This window comes from Bacillus sp. FSL K6-2869, from assembly GCF_040869405.1.
Classification (GTDB): domain Bacteria; phylum Bacillota; class Bacilli; order Bacillales; family Bacillaceae; genus Bacillus; species Bacillus altitudinis.
Window position 1 is genome coordinate 792,426 of the sequence record NZ_CP152035.1, and the last position, 15,438, is coordinate 807,863.

The window sequence follows — 15,438 nt, forward strand, 5'->3', positions numbered from 1 at the left end:
TAAAGATAACATAAATCATACGAATTACCTTGTTAAGGGAATGTGAATGAGTCTAAATGCTTATTTTTCTGAAAGGGGGTTTTCTCATAGGGATAGGATGTTTGATTTCAATTGGCGGGGGTATAGTGTGTAGTGTAAACGATAATCAAGCAGGAGGGTTTCTACATGGGTAAGAAAATTGCAGTTGTCTTAACAGATTACTTTGAGGATGTTGAATTCACCGAGCCTGCAAAAGCCTTTAAAGACGCAGGCCATGAGATCACAGTGATTGAAAACGAAAAAGGAAAAACAGTGAAAGGAAAGCAAGGAGAGGCAGAAGTAAGAGTCGATGCGTCTATCGATAACGTGAAACCAGAAGACTTCGATGCACTTCTGATTCCTGGCGGTTTCTCACCAGACATTCTGCGTGCGGATGATCGCTATGTGCAATTCACAAAAGCCTTTATGGACGAGAAAAAACCAGTATTTGCGATCTGTCATGGACCGCAATTGCTTATTACAGCGAAGACGCTGGAAGGAAGAGGCGCAACCGGCTATACATCCATTCAAGTAGATATGGAAAACGCAGGCGCCAAATTCAAAGATGAAGAAGTTGTCGTTTGTCAGGATCAGCTTGTCACAAGCCGTACACCTGATGACATTCCAGCATTTAACCGTGAATCATTAAAACTGCTTGCAAAATAAGTAGTTTTGACAGGATAAACAAAGCCAGCACCTTGCGAGGTGCTGGCTTTTTCTGTGCATGGATGTAAGAAAGCGGCGTCAACCGCAATTCAGTATCAGGTGCACGATTATTTTCTTAAGCTTTTCAGCTCGCTTGCAATGGCTTGCATTTCACTTGGGCTGAATGAAGATTTTTTCATCACCATTTGGTGAAGAAATTCAATATCTTCATACTTATCTGGACTGAAGTCTTCGGCTTTGATGACTCCAATATTCAGCATATTGAGCTTTTGCGAAATGTCTTCAATCAGCTGATTGACTTCAGCCGCTTTTTGCTGTGACAAGGGCGGCACGTCCTTTCCTGCATGTGTCGAATAATATGTCTATTTTAACAGAAAAGCAAAAGAATAAAAGGGCTATTATGACGACACTGAAATGTTTTTTTCCTTTTTCTCCTCTTTGATCTTATCAATGATTCGTTTGGATTCAAACACCACAACACCTGATAAACCGATGAGTCCAATTAAGTTTGGAATGGCCATCAGCCCATTGAGCATATCTGCCAAGCCCCAGACAAAGTCATTTTTAAACACGGCACCGAAAAAGACAGCTATCACAAACACGATGCGGTAATACATGACGTACGAATCCTTCGCCAAATATGTAAAGCATTTTTCCCCGTAATAGGACCACCCAATGATGGTGGAATAAGCAAACAAAAGCAGCCCGATGGCGACAATGGTTGAGCCGATTGGTCCAAGGAAATACGCAAAAGATAAAGAGGTGAGCGCATCACTTTTTTCTGTTAAATACATATCTGCCATGACAATGGTAATGCCAGTAATGGAACAAACAATGATTGTATCAATAAATACTTGTGTCATAGACACAAGAGCTTGCCGGGCAGGCAAATCCGTTTTGGCAGCAGCTGCGGCGATTGGTGCGGAACCAAGACCTGCTTCGTTCGAGAAGACGCCTCGTGCCACACCCCAGCGAATAACGGTTCCAATCGCACCACCTGCCACGGCTTGACCTGTAAAGGCATCTGAGAAAATAAGACTGACTGCACCAGGAACAAGATCAGCATTCATGACAAGAATGATCAGACCACAAATGACGTAAAATAAAGCCATGACTGGTACAAAAATAGATGTCACTCGGCCGATACTTTTAATTCCTCCTAAAATCACGAGCGCCGTAAAGGCGGTAATGATGATACCTGTTACCCATGTTGGAATTTGAAAAGTAGAATTCATGACGCCTGAGATGGAATTAGACTGTACCAGGTTGCCGATCCCAAAGGCAGCACTGGCACCGAAAACAGCAAATAGCACCCCTAGCCATTTCTGCTTTAAGCCATGCTCTAAATAATACATAGGTCCGCCAGACATTTCGCCTTTTTCGTTTTTGACCCTGTATTTCACAGCAAGAACAGCTTCTGCAAACTTGGTGGCCATCCCGAAGAATGCAGCAAACCACATCCAAAATACTGCACCAGGACCACCTGCAATGACAGCTGAGGCAACACCGACGATATTCCCTGTACCGACAGTTGCAGCAAGAGCCGTCATTAATGCTTGGAAATGGGAGATATCTCCCTCTGATGTTTTGTCTTGTTTTGAAAAAGCGAGCTTTAAAGAATAAGGAAGTAATCTAATTTGAATGAAGAGAATGCGAAAGGTGAGGTAGATTCCAGTACCAACAATTAAAATCAACAGGGGAGGCCCCCACAAAAAATTGTTCATCGTCGTGACAAACTGCTCAATGATTCCCATCTAATGTCCCCCTTTGTTTGTGTAATTCTCCTAAAGTTTCTCCTGTTTTTGTGTAATTTGTCAATGCCGATGGAAGTTTTTCTTGCAAAGTTTCCAAAAGAAAAAGGGCTTGATATGATAGAGAAAAGGTTTTCCAAAGGGATTCTTAGGGAAAAGATAGGAGGAGAATGAAGGATGATTCATGTATTATTTGTATGCCTCGGCAATATTTGCAGGTCACCGATGGCAGAGGCGATGTTTAGAAAACGAGTCGAAGACGAAGGGCTGAGTGAACACTTTGTGATTGATTCAGCAGGCATTGGCGGCTGGCATCAAGGCAGTCCTCCGCATGAAGGAACACGAAAGCTGCTTGATGAAAAGGGCATCAGCTATGAAGGAATGACGGCAAGACAAATCATGGATAAGGATATCACCACATACGACTATATCATTGCGATGGATGCTGAAAATGTAGGCGCCCTCCGCAGTTTAGCCGGCTATGGAAAACATCACTTTATTGGCCGTCTTCTTGACTTTGTAGAAGACGACGATCGAGACGATGTGCCAGATCCTTATTACACTGGGAACTTTGAGGAAGTACATGATTTAATTGAAACAGGAATTGATCGTTTTTTGACGTATGTAAAAAAAGAGAAACACCTTTAACTGAAAGGAGATCAGATGAGATGGAAGAGAACAAACAAATCGTGCTTCGGGGAGCTGTTATAGGCGCGGCCTGCGGCATATTGCTGACATTATTTCATCGTCCAACAAGAACTGCACTGAAAGAAAAATGGAATGACTGCCAGCAAAAGCTGGATGAATACCGCCTGGAGCCTAGCAAGATGTCTGCTTGCATGAAGGAAAAAATGGAAGAAACGAAGCAATTGATGAGAACGGTCTCAGATGATTTGTCTTTTCTGAATGAACAGGTGAATCAGTTAAAGGAAACAACACCAAAGGTATTAGAGATTATTGAAGAAACAAAGGATCACTTTCAAAAGAAACAGAAAGATTGATCATTGGAGATGAGGCGTATGGGTTTTGTTAAAGCGTTAATTGGACGCTTTTTGCTGCATGAAGGACCGGCAAAATCAGCTGAACTTGCGTATTTCTTTTTGCTTTCATTATTTCCATTTCTCATCTTCGTGCTGACGCTTGTTGGTTATTTGCCGCTGACATCAAAGGATGTTCTAAGCGTCATTTCTGGTTATGCGCCAGAAGGAGCGCTTTCGATGATTGAATCCATTGCCGAAGAGACGCTGAATAACCGTAACGGCGGATTGTTGTCATTCGGGATTATTGCGGCACTCTGGTCTGCATCCAACGGTATTAATGCGGTGGTCAGAGCATTTAACCACGCCTACGAAGTTGAGGAAAATCGTTCCTTCATTCTCGTACGTTTAACATCGATCATCTTAACCATTGCGATGGTGCTTACGATTATTTTTGCCTTGATGCTGCCTGTCTTTGGAAAAGAGCTTGGCTTATTTGTCGCTAAATTAGTTGGACAGTCAGATGCCTTTCTCACCATTTGGACCGCCATGAGATGGATTATTAGTCCACTGATTTTACTGATTGTTTTTACATCCCTATATTATTTTGCCCCTAATATCAGGCTGAAATTGAAATTTGTGCTACCTGGTGCCATATTTGCTTCTGTTGGCTGGATTCTCGTCAGCATGCTGTTCTCATTTTATGTAGGCGAATTTGCTAACTATAGTGCGATGTACGGAAGCATTGGGGGAATCATTATATTAATGATCTGGTTTTATTTAACCGGCATTATGATCATCCTCGGCGGCGAGCTCAATGCGCTTTTACATAAGCGTAAAATCGTACCAGGCAAGGTGTGAAGAAATCCGGGCATCCTAAAGGAGAACGAACATGTTCAATCTTGACGGATGGGGGAATAACGAATGTCTAAACAATCGAAAAAAGGCGGAAGCAACACAAAACAAAACAAAGGCCATCAGCCAAAGCACAAAACAAGTGGAAGTGCGAATGGGCAAAATGGGTATCACTAGATGAAAAAACTCCTCTGCATAGATGCAGGGGAGTTTTTAATGAGAAATGGATTCGTTTGGAGTGTCGACCACTGACTGTGTACGCCCAAATCGAACACAACAAAACACAAATAAAATCACAATGCTGACAAGGTAAAGTAAATTCATGCCCTCGAACGTCTGCACAAAGAATCCGCCAAGAACCGGACCGAGAATACTTCCTGCACTAAACGCCATCCCGCACATCAAATTCCCAGCAGGCAGCAGATGCTTTGGTAATAAGTCCGTCATATAACTGATGCCAAGTGAGAAGGTCGAACCTACAGCCATACCTGCGATAAAGAAACAGATCGCAACAGCCAAAACGGACTGAATGAAAATCCCGGCTAAAAGGAAAAAGAATGAACCGACGAGTGTCACAACTAAAATCATGCGTCGTCTGCCGAAACGGTCACTCAGCATCCCGAGAGGAAGCTGAAAAACAATACTCCCAATCGCAAACGCAGGTAAAATAAACGCAACAGCATCTATCGTCACCCCGCTTCTCAGCGCATACACAGGGAAGTTACTATTGAGCGTCGTTTCTAAAAAGCCATAGCAAAACGGCATCATAAAGGCTACCCAGCCAAATTGAAACGCCTTCTTGAAGCGCTTCAAACTATTTGTCTGCTCTGACGTCTGCATTTCACCTGTATCAGGATATGTATTTTTTAAAACAAACACAAGCAGCCAAATACACAAACTAACTGCACCAGACACAATAAACGGCAAGGATGGATTGATTTCAATGAGTGGTGTTAAAAAAGGGCCAGCGGCAAAACCGAGTCCAAAGGATAACCCATACAATGAAATATTTCGCCCGCGATTTCTAGATGATGAGGCATAGGTTACCCACGTCTGTGTGGAGAAATGAAGCATATGATCACCGATGCCGATCATCAGCCGCAAGAAGAACCAGACGACATAAGATTCAATAAAGACAAAGCTAAACAAACTTAAAAAGACAGCAGCGCCCCCAATGACGATCAATGGTTTAAATCCGAAGCGGCGCAGCGGCGCTTCCATAAAAGGAGACGCAAGCAGCACGCCGAGATATAAGCCAGTGGCATGCAGTCCGTTTAACGTCGGGGAAGTGCCGGCATGTTCGAAAATAATCGAAATAACTGGCAGTAACGCTCCCTGCGAAAAACCAGATACGGATACAAGTAAAATTAAAATCATAAAATGAATTCTCGACATAAGAAGCTCCTTACAAGTTCATGCTTTCATCGTACAATGGAACCATAGGGGTTTCAATAGAAAGGTGGAAAAGGAATGAAGCTGATATACGAAAATGGTCGGTGGGTCGCAAATGCTGATCAAAGGCAGCTGCCTATTTCGGGAAATGAAGAAGCGGGATACAGGCCGTATCAATTGTTCACCTCGGCTATTGCGGGCTGTTTTGGAGAAATGGTCATTCATGTATGCCGGAAAAAACGAATATCCTATCAAGGGCTGACCATTACGCCTGAAACGACAAGAGAAGGAACTGTAAACAAAATCACTCATATTCATTTACATATGATCTTTGAAAGCATCAGCACCTCTGATGAACAGCTGGAAAAAGTAATGAAACTTGCGTTGAAGCATTGCTCCATGGTGCAATCCGTGAAAGGAACGATTGATATCACCCTTTCACACGAACGAATCTAAATGTATATGATGCCGGCACTCACGAAAGAATAACAGTCAGATATGATGTAAAGGAGATTGGCTGTATGAATCGTTTGTTTCTTGTGATTGTCGCAATTGGTGTTCCATTATCTGTAATTGGCAGTTTTCTTCATTTCCCGCAGGCTGTCATGTTCGCCGTCTATTGTATCGCCATCATCGGTCTTGCAAGTTTTATGGGAAGAGCGACAGAGAGTCTTGCCATTATAGCGGGACCAAGAATTGGTGGGTTATTAAACGCTACTTTTGGAAATGCAGTGGAATTAATCATTTCATTTTTTGCATTAAAACAAGGACTCACCGCTATTGTCCTTGCTTCACTCACTGGCTCAGTGATCGGCAATTTACTGCTTGTGGCTGGACTGTCTTTTTTCGTTGGCGGATTGAAATTTAAACGACAAGAGTTCAATGTCCACGATGCAAGGCATAACTCTGGGCTTCTTATGTTTGCGATTATTGTGGCATTTGTCATTCCAGAAGTCTTTTCCATGGGGATGGCAGAAGATCGTCAATTTGTTTTAAGTATCGGCATTAGCATTGTGATGATTTTGCTTTATGTTGCAGCACTCTATTTCAAACTGGTCAGCCACAGAGGTGTTTATGTTGCCAAGCAGGAAATTGCGGAAGGGGAATCAGCGACGGAAGAAGAAACACCAGAGTGGTCGGGGAAGTTTGCCACGGCGATTTTACTCCTTGCGACAATTGCTGTGGCGTATATTTCAGAGCGGCTCGTCCATACATTTGACACAGTCGGAGAACAGTTTGGCTGGAGTGAGCTGTTTATTGGGGTCATCATTGTTGCGATTGTCGGTAATGCAGCAGAACACGCTTCTGCTGTCATCATGGCGTATAAAAACAAAATGGATGTCGCGGTCGAAATTGCTTTCGGTTCCACGCTTCAAGTCGCCATGATGGTCGCACCGATCCTTGTGATCAGCTCTCTGTTTTTTGAAAAGCAAATGCCACTGATCTTCTCATTACCAGAGCTCATTGCCATGGCATCCTCTGTTTTACTAACGGTGATCCTTTCAAATGATGGGGATACGAACTGGTTTGAAGGTGCTACATTGCTCGCTGCCTATTTCATTATGGCGATTGGATTTTTCCTTTTATAATCTTTTGTGGATAAGGGACGTCTTTCGGGAAAATACTATGGAAAAATGAATGAGAAAGAGTGATGATATGAAAAAGATGCCCCGCATCATGTTTGTTGTTCTCTTATCCTTAAGTTTTCTATACAGCTTTCCAGCCGAGGCAGCAAAGCCGTTTAAGGTGCCATCGTCTGTCGCCAGTATCTCAAAGGAAAATACGTATCCAAATGCGTCACAAGATCAACCGCTGCTACAGCCGAGCGAGCTGACGGCCGAATTATTTAAAACAACAAGTGTACCAATTGAAAATACACATTTAATTAAAATGCTGAATGAATCCAGTATCTCAGGTACACCGCTAGCAGTTGGCTACAGGGCAACGATTTTTCTTGGAAGATGGGCACTCAGCTATGATTCAAACGAAACCGTCGCCAATTGGGAATACAAAAAAGTGAACACGAATCACATTGATAATAGAGGCGGAAACAAAACAGCCATCGGCAAATATGTGCAAAAGCAACAAGTAAAAGTAAGTGGAGGGCTCACAGCAAAAGTACCAAACCCAGAAGATGTGAAAACATTGATGATGCAAAAAGCCATCCAAAAAACAAAACTTCCGCTCGCCTTCGACACAGTGATTGGTGCAGGAACAAAGCGAGATCAGTCCTACCACGTCTCTCCGAAAAAAGCAGCATCCCTGCATGCATATGCTCCAGCCATTAACGAAAAAGGAAAGGTTACTTACGGAGAAGTGTATCTTGTGCTCAAGGGAAATAAACGCAAACTTGTCGTAAAAAATGTGACCTCACAAGGAATCGGCGCTTGGATTCCTGTTCAGGATCACCTGACGTTTGGGTTTCAAGGGATGAATTAAAACAGTCATCTCCTCTTACCAAGGGGAGATGACTGTTTTTTGATTAAGATGTCCTATCTTTTTTCTTTTTCATTTCATGAATGTAAAAATCAAAGGCGTTATATAAAAACCATACAAAGAAAAGAAAGAGAAAGACTTTAGTGAATATCGTCAAATTGTTGAAAATTAAGCATAGGCCAATAAAAGGGAGGATCATAAAGCCATAATACGAAAACCACCATGTTTTAAAAATGAAACTTGGTTATTTGTGGAAACGATTCTTTCTTCATATTACATGGTCTTGAGTAGAACGTAAACCTTACCTAGACAATAAAAAAAGCCAACGCGGAAGTTGAATGAATCCAACAACTACGATGGCTTAGCTGATTATTCCCCTAAATCCACATTATGATAAACTTGCTGCACGTCTTCAAGCTCTTCTAATACATCGATGAGTTTTTCAAATTGTGCTTTCGATTCATCATCTAATGTCACTTCGTTTTGAGGCAGCATTGTGATTTCAGCGACAGTAAATTCTTCTACGCCTGCCTGTTTGAACGCTTCTTGAACTTGATGGAATTGATCTGGTTCAGCGTAGACGATCACCGTATCATCTTCTTCCATAATGTCACGTACATCAATGTCTGCTTCCATTAAAAGTTCAAGCGTTTCTTCTTCGCTTTTCCCCTCGACACCGATCACCGCTGTTTGGTCAAACATGTAAGCAACAGATCCACTGACGCCCATATTTCCGCCGTTTTTCCCAAATGCTGCACGAACATCTGACGCTGTGCGGTTGACGTTATTGGTCAGGGCATCAACGATCACCATAGATCCGTTTGGACCAAATCCTTCGTAACGCAGCTCATCGAAGTTCTCTTCTGCGCCGCCTTTTGCTTTTTCAATCGCACGGTCCACAATGTGTTTTGGGACACTATATGTTTTTGCACGTTCTAGGACAAAACGAAGTGCTTGGTTTGATTCTGGATTTGGCTCACCTTGCTTGGCAGCCACATAGATTTCACGCCCGAATTTTGCGTAAATACGACTTGTATTGGCATCCTTTGATGCTTTCTTTTCTTTAATGTTGTTCCATTTACGACCCATCTTATTCACTCTCTTTCAATTAGTAAATACACAGTATGAGGGTCCCCATGCTGCATGAAATCAATCTGCTTTCTATTATACATGAATCAGTCAAGAGGATAGAAGTAAGAGGGCTGAAAAGAAAAGAATTCCTTAGCTGATATGTCCAAGTTGTTCAAGCGTCTTATTTTTCTCATGCGGTCTAGTCAGCTCATCACACCGAATGATTCTACCATCTAATAAAGTAAATAACGCCATCACATCTATTAGACCGTGGTCTCCTGTGGACAGCTCAACATGTACAGTGTAACGAAAACACCCTTGCTGAGTCTCTTCATCAAACAACATATCATGAAAGGCGGGGATGTCGAGCTGTTTGGTCATGACTTTTAATGTGGAGAGATGCTTTTTAAATTCTTCAAGTGAAGAGACCTTTCCATCAGTGACTTGCTGATAATCTGAAGAAAAATAAGTCTCCACCTTTTCTATATCTAATTGGATTAACACCTCTTGATACATTTGCTTAATAAAAAAAATCGCTTCAGTTTTTCTCAATGTAAACACCCTTCCTTTTAGTTAACCGGTTAACTATATAATATTATAATTAACCGGTTAACTAAAAACAATCAAAAAAATAACCCCATCACAAATGAGGTTATTTTGCAGGCTGTGGATAGACGAGATCCTCAAGCAATTTCACATCATGCTGATGAAGTTGTGTGATCATTTCTTTTCGCACAGCGAGGGCGGCTTCGAAGTATTTTTCATCCTCGACCATTCCTTTTACGGTGATCTCAATCCCACGATTCAATTTATTGAGCCCCATAATGCCATGAACCTGAAAAGGTTCAATGGCGTTTTGGAATTCATCTTTTTTCAATAAATCATGATGCATTTGATTTAACTGATCACATGCTGTTTCTAGCGCCTTGAAAGCAATATCAGGATTTTGGTTTGCGCTGATCAAGACTGACTCTGTGATACGCATGTAGTGCATATTGTAGTTTTGGATTTGACGAATGTCTCCGTTTGAAATGGTTAAAAGCTTGCCGCTCCATTCTCTAATTTGCAAAGACCGGAGACCAATTTCTTCAATGGTTCCGTTAAAAAGATTATTGACCGTCACATAATCACCTTTATGAATTTGCCTTTCATAAATGAGGAAGATGCCGGCTAAAATATCACGAATCAAGGTCTGAGCGCCAAAACCAATGACAATTCCAGCAACACCAGCCCCCGCAAGAATCTTCCCAAAGTCATGAAAAAATAGAGAAATCACATATAAGACAAAACATATGGAAGCTGTATACTTTGAAACCGATTTGACCAAGCTCTCAATCGTTTTTTTCTTTTTATCTTCAATGAATTCAGTTCGTTTAAAGAAAATCTGAAGCGCTTTGTTGATCATAAAGACGGCAAGCCAAAGAATGAAGCCAACAAGGAGAATTTCAATGTATTTGTTCTTGACCACTGTCAGAAATGTTTCGTCCATCTATCGGTTACCCCCTGGCTGTACGAGAAGTAAAATCAACATCTTGATAATAACTGTTTTTCACAAGAACATTCGGACCAAGGCATTGCACACTTGGGCAATGACAATTCAGTTCTTTTGCCAATTTTGTGTTCATCCAGCATGTATAAGCTGATTGCAACGTATCGGTTTCAATATTTCCTAATGGTGGTGTATCGCCAAAGTCTGTCACAATAATATTCCCATCAAAAATATTCACATTCAACCGTGAACGGCCATCAGGGTCATTTCGTACTGTCACATTTTTCGCTTGACGCAATCGAGTCAAGAGGCGCTGGTCTTCTTCATCTGTGCTGCATGAATAAAATGGCAATGTGCCAAACAGCATCCATGTGTTCTCATCACGAACATCGAGCAGCTGATGAATCGCATCCCGCATTTGCGGAAGCGACAATGATTCAAGGGCGCTCGCAAAATCACTTGGATACATCGGATGAACTTCGTGGCGCTGGCATTTCATCTCGTCCACGATTTGACGATGGATGTGTTCAATATAAGGAAGCGTACGCTTATTCAGCATCGTTTCAGCAGATACGGTTACACCCGCTTTCACAAGTGCCTGACTATTCTCAATCATGCGGTTAAACAATTTTTCGCGCTGCTCAAAGGTTGGCTTTCGGTCCATCATTGCAAAACCAACCGTAGCAAACTCTTCGACTGTTCCCCAGTTATGTGAAATGTGTAGGACATCCAAGTATGGAATAATCTCTTCATATCGAGCCAAATCAAGTGTTAAATTCGAATTAATTTGGGTACGGACGCCGCGTTCATGGGCATACTTTAATAAAGGAACGACATATTCCCGTACAGATTTCAGAGACAGCATCGGCTCTCCGCCTGTGATGCTAAGGGAACGCAAGAGCGGTACTTCATCTAAACGGCGAAGCAGTAAATCGAGTGGCAGTGCATTCGGATCTTTTGGCTGCAAAGTATAGCCAACCGCACAGTGCTCACATCTCATGTTACACAACGTCGTTGTCGTCAATTCAATATTTGTCAGCTTCATTTCTCCGTAATCCTGCACATCGAGATAGGCTTCCCAAGGGTCGAATGCAGGTGTAATCGGACGAAGTGCTGTTTTTTGGTTCATGGTATCTATCTCCTTTTCATTCGGGCAAACATAGACCCGCCAACAGTTAATTTTAAGCCCCATCACCGTTATACGCAAGAGGGGACACAATTGATTTACAAAGGAAAAAAAGATAAGCTATAAACAAATGCTAAAGGGAGTGTATCTATGGGCAAGGCAGCAGACAGCAAAGAGCAGCAGGTTGATTATTTAAAGAACCGATTAGATATGTTTATGAATGTGATTGATTCATTAGATCCTGAATCCACAGACGTTGAGGATATAGACAGACTCATCCAGATGATTGACGACCTAGAAGCGAAATATGAACGGTTTAAAACCGATTGGAAGGAAGAATAGCTCGCGCTGATGCGGGCTTTTTTCTTTAAATTGGCAGGTCAAAAAGTGTATGAGTACCCGGTATATTCTGCACAATAGAAGAAAAACCGGGAAGTGACGTAAATGAAAAAATGCATACTGATCTGTCTATGTGCGCTTTTTGTATCGATGCCTTTTTCAAACTTAGAAGCCGTGTCTAATCAGCCGATTCATTGGGGATTTGCTAAAAGCAAAGAGCACAAGCCAGCAGATGCCGGCAAGGAACTGACGACACTCTTAAAGAAATATGATGCTTTCTATTTAGGAAATACGAAAAAGAAAGAGATTTATTTTACATTCGACAATGGCTATGAGAATGGATACACACCCAAAATCTTGGACGTGCTGAAAAAACATCAAGTACCCGGCACCTTTTTTGTGACTGGGCACTTCGTAAAGGACCAGCCTAAGCTCGTCAAACGTATGGCAGAGGAAGGTCATATTATTGGCAACCATTCCTATCACCATCCAGATTTAACAACAAAGAGCACGAAAGAAATCAAAGAAGAGCTAGATCGTGTCAATGAAGCGGTATACAAAATCACAGGAAAACAAGATAACCTCTACCTTCGTCCACCGCGCGGAGTGTTCAGTGAAAGGGTACTAAAGGAAACGAAACAGCTTGGCTACCAAACCGTTTTCTGGTCAGTAGCGTTTGTAGATTGGCACATCCACCATCAAAAAGGAAAACAGTATGCGTACAATCAAATGATGAAACAGGCGCATCCGGGTGCCATTTACTTACTTCATACCGTCTCAAGGGACAATGCCGAGGCACTTGATGATGCCATCACTGCTTTAAAAAAACAAGGATATACCTTTAAAAGCTTAGACGATCTCATGCTTGAAAAAGTATGGCATCTCCCTCAGCTATAGAAAAAGCTTGCAGACACTGCAAGCTTCAGCGTGTAGCCAAACCCTCGCATTCTTTGTCAGTCCTGCGTGCTGGTGCTCACGAATGTCAAATTAGCTCCGCGCCAGTACTCGTCCTTCCTAGACTGCAAAGGTTTTCTATCACGCTGAAACGAAGACAAAGGGCTAAAATAAACAACATTTTAGCCCTTTGTCAACAATCTGAGGCTTGCAGACATCTGCAAGCTTTTTGACTTATCCTTCTCTTATTTTACGCTGGAACAAAAGGGGACGATGACGAGTAAAGGAGTCAATCAAGCCCTCACCGAAAATCGTGATGCTCTGCTCCCAAGGATGTCCTAGTAAACCCCAGGTCATCTCTTTTGATAAAAAGAAATAGTCATCTCCATTTGGGAGCACAGGAACTCTCCATTCTCCAGAGATATCATATGTGATGTAAGGAGAGGGTGCTTGAAAACCGGGAAAGCGAGAGATGCTTGGTTTAAATTTAAACTCTTGATCAAATGTCTTCCATGCGTACTTTAGTTCTTTGTCTGTCAGTGGAATCCAGTTTTCCATAGTATCTCCCTTTCAGCACTTCTCTCAAAAAACTATTTAAAAATCCTAAACCATCCTTTATGTTTAAACCACAAAAGCATCCCTGAGACAAGCAAACCCATGAAAATCAGTACGCCAAAATAGCCATATTTCCAGTGTAATTCAGGCATGTTATCAAAGTTCATCCCATACACCCCTACAATAAAGGTCAGTGGAATAAAAATCGTCGAGACAATGGTCAGTGTCATCATGATGGCATTCATTCGATTGGAATTTAGTGTTTGATAGCTGTCTCGTAAATCGGCTGTCATATCACGGTTTGACTCAACGATCTCTGTTAGTTTCAATAGATGATCATAAATATCATTAAAATATGCTTGCCGGTTTGCATCGCTTTTCATCATATTCGTGTTCACAATTCGATATAAGAGGTCCCTCATCGGGATAATGGTTCTGCGCAGTTTGAGCAAATCGGATCGAATACCGAATACTTCGTTCATTAATGTACCATACGTTTTATGCCCTTCTTCATCCTCGATTTCATTGAGCCTGTCCTCAATTTGATAAATAATAGGAAAATAATCATCGACGAGCTGGTCAATCAGCATATAAGCCATATGCTCTGGACCGCTCTTTCGTGCTTTATCAGACCCTTTGAGCTTTCGAATGACTCGATCAATGTAGGGTGCTTCCTTCAAATGAAAAGTAACGATATAGTTTTCTCCAACAAACAGGTCGACTTCTTCAGATCGAAGTGTTTTTTGATTGAGGGCATGAAGGACGAAAAATAAATACCCTTCATAAAAATCAAGCTTTGGCCGCTGTAAATAATGGAAGCAATCTTCAATCGCAAGCGGATGGAACTGAAAAAATTCCTTTAACAGTGCTGCTTCCTTTTCCGTTGGCGCATAAAAATCAATCCAATACCAGGCAATATCGGGGCTTGAAAGCTGCTGCAATGTTGCATGTTCAATCAAGTCGCCGTTTTTTGTCACTGCAAGTTTTTTCAGCATGTGCACCCCTCCAGACTTGCATTATATCATGAAGCAGCAGCGGTGAACTTATACGTTTTCACCATAAAAAAGCCGATCTCATCGCTGAGATCGGTCCAATGTGCGTGTATGATTGATGGATAAAGCGAGAATTAAGGACGACGGAAGTTGACGAAACCACCGTTACGGTCGAACCAACCTCTAAATGCCCAGTTGATATAACCGCCATCACCTTTGTTTGTGAAAGATCCATTTTCAAATACCCAAACTCCGTACGTAATGCTTCCGTATTTAACAGTAGCAAACGTTTTAACACCGTTGAAACGAGTCTCATAGCCTTGGCTTAAGTTAAAGACCATGACATTGTATTTTGCGCCAGCAGCATAGAAAGCAGACTCCATTAATCCTTTGACAAAGCCTTCACGGTTCGTGTTAGCATTTGCAGCATTAATTAATGCATTGGCAATTCCAAGTACGTCAAAGTTAATGTTAACATTTGTCGCATTTGTTGAAGCTTTACCTTCAGCAGCTTTGTTTAACACAGTTTGCTGAATAGTTGTTGAAACTGGAGCAGTTTTTTGCTCAGCAGCGTCAGCGAATACTGGTAGTGTCGAAGAAACAGCAGTGGCAAGGGCAACAGAAAGAATTGTTTTTTTCATTGGTCGGATCTCCTTTGTTTTTAAATTTTGGGTCTTCTTTTAGTAAAACGTGAAACTAGGTGAAGCCGGTTATCAATGAGGTAAATATGTTCCTGCAAGATGAAACAAATGATTGCCTAATCCGCTAATTCCTTTGTTCACCTCCTTGATATGTCATAATTATACAAATATTTTTGAAATAGAAGATATCACCCATAGGTTCTATTTCTAATTTAAGGAAAATGATCCTAAAATGT

At 41.8% G+C, this 15,438-nt stretch carries 20 protein-coding genes; 10 read left to right on the forward strand and 10 right to left on the reverse strand.

Features of this window, described 5'->3' with window-relative positions:
• Positions 1-165 precede the first annotated feature (165 nt).
• Positions 166-684 (forward strand): type 1 glutamine amidotransferase domain-containing protein, encoded by a 519-nt coding sequence (locus MHI58_RS03865; protein WP_007496591.1) that lies wholly within the window; start codon positions 166-168, stop codon positions 682-684.
• Positions 685-791: 107 nt separating this feature from the next.
• Here MHI58_RS03865 and MHI58_RS03870 read toward each other — a convergent pair whose 3' ends face one another.
• Together MHI58_RS03870 and MHI58_RS03875 are read right to left on the reverse strand one after the other, a co-directional pair.
• Positions 792-1,007 (reverse strand): DUF1128 domain-containing protein, encoded by a 216-nt coding sequence (locus MHI58_RS03870; protein WP_008341757.1) that lies wholly within the window; start codon positions 1,005-1,007, stop codon positions 792-794.
• 75 nt (positions 1,008-1,082) lie between these two features.
• Complete coding sequence (locus MHI58_RS03875; RefSeq protein ID WP_045034475.1) at positions 1,083-2,438, reverse strand: sodium:alanine symporter family protein; 1,356 nt, start codon at positions 2,436-2,438, stop codon at positions 1,083-1,085.
• 174 nt (positions 2,439-2,612) lie between these two features.
• Between MHI58_RS03875 and MHI58_RS03880 the strand changes: the two genes are divergently transcribed.
• The 4 genes from MHI58_RS03880 to MHI58_RS03895 are packed head-to-tail and all read left to right on the forward strand — an operon-like array spanning position 2,613 to position 4,448.
• On the forward strand, positions 2,613-3,083 hold the full coding sequence (locus MHI58_RS03880; RefSeq protein WP_008341755.1) for a low molecular weight protein-tyrosine-phosphatase: 471 nt from the start codon (positions 2,613-2,615) through the stop codon (positions 3,081-3,083).
• Positions 3,084-3,103: 20 nt separating this feature from the next.
• On the forward strand, positions 3,104-3,436 hold the full coding sequence (locus MHI58_RS03885) for a hypothetical protein (RefSeq protein WP_163116203.1): 333 nt from the start codon (positions 3,104-3,106) through the stop codon (positions 3,434-3,436).
• An 18-nt stretch (positions 3,437-3,454) separates the two neighbouring features.
• Entirely contained in the window at positions 3,455-4,273 is an 819-nt protein-coding gene (locus tag MHI58_RS03890) for a YihY/virulence factor BrkB family protein (RefSeq protein ID WP_008341753.1), read from the forward strand.
• Between the two features lie 31 nt (positions 4,274-4,304).
• Positions 4,305-4,448, forward strand: a complete 144-nt coding sequence (locus tag MHI58_RS03895) for a hypothetical protein (RefSeq protein ID WP_162484020.1) — start codon at positions 4,305-4,307, stop codon at positions 4,446-4,448.
• Between the two features lie 32 nt (positions 4,449-4,480).
• On the opposite strand, the gene MHI58_RS03900 is transcribed toward MHI58_RS03895, so the two are convergent.
• The gene (locus MHI58_RS03900; RefSeq protein ID WP_041506600.1) at positions 4,481-5,662 is read right to left on the reverse strand and encodes an MFS transporter; all 1,182 of its coding nucleotides are present in this window, start codon (positions 5,660-5,662) and stop codon (positions 4,481-4,483) included.
• Between the two features lie 75 nt (positions 5,663-5,737).
• On the opposite strand from MHI58_RS03900, the gene MHI58_RS03905 reads away from it, so the two are divergent.
• From MHI58_RS03905 to MHI58_RS03915, 3 genes are all read left to right on the forward strand, one after another.
• The gene (locus MHI58_RS03905; protein ID WP_324657819.1) at positions 5,738-6,115 is read left to right on the forward strand and encodes an OsmC family protein; all 378 of its coding nucleotides are present in this window, start codon (positions 5,738-5,740) and stop codon (positions 6,113-6,115) included.
• A gap of 65 nt (positions 6,116-6,180) precedes the next feature.
• Complete coding sequence (gene cax, locus MHI58_RS03910; protein WP_041506598.1) at positions 6,181-7,248, forward strand: calcium/proton exchanger; 1,068 nt, start codon at positions 6,181-6,183, stop codon at positions 7,246-7,248.
• An 88-nt stretch (positions 7,249-7,336) separates the two neighbouring features.
• Complete coding sequence (locus MHI58_RS03915) at positions 7,337-8,098, forward strand: YfkD famly protein (RefSeq protein ID WP_223255680.1); 762 nt, start codon at positions 7,337-7,339, stop codon at positions 8,096-8,098.
• A 366-nt stretch (positions 8,099-8,464) separates the two neighbouring features.
• Here the strand turns inward: MHI58_RS03915 and MHI58_RS03920 are convergent, their stop codons facing one another.
• The 4 genes from MHI58_RS03920 to yfkAB form a co-directional block, all read right to left on the reverse strand.
• Positions 8,465-9,184, reverse strand: coding sequence for a YebC/PmpR family DNA-binding transcriptional regulator (locus MHI58_RS03920; RefSeq protein WP_007496614.1), 720 nt, complete (start codon positions 9,182-9,184; stop codon positions 8,465-8,467).
• Between the two features lie 132 nt (positions 9,185-9,316).
• Positions 9,317-9,718: a nuclear transport factor 2 family protein gene (locus MHI58_RS03925; protein ID WP_017366831.1), complete on the reverse strand. Its 402-nt coding sequence runs from the start codon at positions 9,716-9,718 to the stop codon at positions 9,317-9,319.
• A gap of 100 nt (positions 9,719-9,818) precedes the next feature.
• Positions 9,819-10,655, reverse strand: coding sequence for a mechanosensitive ion channel family protein (locus MHI58_RS03930; RefSeq protein ID WP_061418371.1), 837 nt, complete (start codon positions 10,653-10,655; stop codon positions 9,819-9,821).
• 7 nt (positions 10,656-10,662) lie between these two features.
• Positions 10,663-11,784 carry a radical SAM/CxCxxxxC motif protein YfkAB gene (gene yfkAB, locus MHI58_RS03935; RefSeq protein WP_061418374.1) on the reverse strand — a complete coding sequence of 374 codons (1,122 nt, stop codon included), beginning with the start codon at positions 11,782-11,784 and terminating at the stop codon, positions 10,663-10,665.
• A gap of 147 nt (positions 11,785-11,931) precedes the next feature.
• On the opposite strand from yfkAB, the gene MHI58_RS03940 reads away from it, so the two are divergent.
• A complete protein-coding gene (locus MHI58_RS03940) occupies positions 11,932-12,123 on the forward strand; it encodes an SE1561 family protein (RefSeq protein ID WP_003218031.1) in 192 nt (63 codons plus the stop codon).
• Between the two features lie 102 nt (positions 12,124-12,225).
• Positions 12,226-13,017, forward strand: coding sequence for a delta-lactam-biosynthetic de-N-acetylase (gene pdaA, locus MHI58_RS03945; RefSeq protein WP_039168013.1), 792 nt, complete (start codon positions 12,226-12,228; stop codon positions 13,015-13,017).
• 231 nt (positions 13,018-13,248) lie between these two features.
• Here the strand turns inward: pdaA and MHI58_RS03950 are convergent, their stop codons facing one another.
• From MHI58_RS03950 to MHI58_RS03960, 3 genes are all read right to left on the reverse strand, one after another.
• Positions 13,249-13,572 carry a DUF2716 domain-containing protein gene (locus MHI58_RS03950; protein WP_041506596.1) on the reverse strand — a complete coding sequence of 108 codons (324 nt, stop codon included), beginning with the start codon at positions 13,570-13,572 and terminating at the stop codon, positions 13,249-13,251.
• Positions 13,573-13,604: 32 nt separating this feature from the next.
• Positions 13,605-14,564: a magnesium/cobalt transporter CorA gene (gene corA, locus MHI58_RS03955; RefSeq protein WP_041506595.1), complete on the reverse strand. Its 960-nt coding sequence runs from the start codon at positions 14,562-14,564 to the stop codon at positions 13,605-13,607.
• Positions 14,565-14,695: 131 nt separating this feature from the next.
• Positions 14,696-15,202 carry a hypothetical protein gene (locus tag MHI58_RS03960; protein WP_024720250.1) on the reverse strand — a complete coding sequence of 169 codons (507 nt, stop codon included), beginning with the start codon at positions 15,200-15,202 and terminating at the stop codon, positions 14,696-14,698.
• Positions 15,203-15,438: the final 236 nt, after the last annotated feature.

Coding starts and splice junctions, on each gene's coding strand:
- MHI58_RS03865 (WP_007496591.1), top strand. CDS start 166: ATGGGTAAGAAAATTGCAGTTGTCTTAACAGATTACTTTGAGGATGTT.
- MHI58_RS03875 (WP_045034475.1), bottom strand. CDS start 2,438: ATGGGAATCATTGAGCAGTTTGTCACGACGATGAACAATTTTTTGTGG.
- MHI58_RS03880 (WP_008341755.1), top strand. CDS start 2,613: ATGATTCATGTATTATTTGTATGCCTCGGCAATATTTGCAGGTCACCG.
- MHI58_RS03885 (WP_163116203.1), top strand. CDS start 3,104: ATGGAAGAGAACAAACAAATCGTGCTTCGGGGAGCTGTTATAGGCGCG.
- MHI58_RS03890 (WP_008341753.1), top strand. CDS start 3,455: ATGGGTTTTGTTAAAGCGTTAATTGGACGCTTTTTGCTGCATGAAGGA.
- MHI58_RS03895 (WP_162484020.1), top strand. CDS start 4,305: ATGTTCAATCTTGACGGATGGGGGAATAACGAATGTCTAAACAATCGA.
- MHI58_RS03900 (WP_041506600.1), bottom strand. CDS start 5,662: ATGTCGAGAATTCATTTTATGATTTTAATTTTACTTGTATCCGTATCT.
- MHI58_RS03905 (WP_324657819.1), top strand. CDS start 5,738: ATGAAGCTGATATACGAAAATGGTCGGTGGGTCGCAAATGCTGATCAA.
- cax (WP_041506598.1), top strand. CDS start 6,181: ATGAATCGTTTGTTTCTTGTGATTGTCGCAATTGGTGTTCCATTATCT.
- MHI58_RS03915 (WP_223255680.1), top strand. CDS start 7,337: ATGTTTGTTGTTCTCTTATCCTTAAGTTTTCTATACAGCTTTCCAGCC.
- MHI58_RS03920 (WP_007496614.1), bottom strand. CDS start 9,184: ATGGGTCGTAAATGGAACAACATTAAAGAAAAGAAAGCATCAAAGGAT.
- MHI58_RS03930 (WP_061418371.1), bottom strand. CDS start 10,655: ATGGACGAAACATTTCTGACAGTGGTCAAGAACAAATACATTGAAATT.
- yfkAB (WP_061418374.1), bottom strand. CDS start 11,784: ATGAACCAAAAAACAGCACTTCGTCCGATTACACCTGCATTCGACCCT.
- MHI58_RS03940 (WP_003218031.1), top strand. CDS start 11,932: ATGGGCAAGGCAGCAGACAGCAAAGAGCAGCAGGTTGATTATTTAAAG.
- pdaA (WP_039168013.1), top strand. CDS start 12,226: ATGAAAAAATGCATACTGATCTGTCTATGTGCGCTTTTTGTATCGATG.
- MHI58_RS03950 (WP_041506596.1), bottom strand. CDS start 13,572: ATGGAAAACTGGATTCCACTGACAGACAAAGAACTAAAGTACGCATGG.
- corA (WP_041506595.1), bottom strand. CDS start 14,564: ATGCTGAAAAAACTTGCAGTGACAAAAAACGGCGACTTGATTGAACAT.
- MHI58_RS03960 (WP_024720250.1), bottom strand. CDS start 15,202: ATGAAAAAAACAATTCTTTCTGTTGCCCTTGCCACTGCTGTTTCTTCG.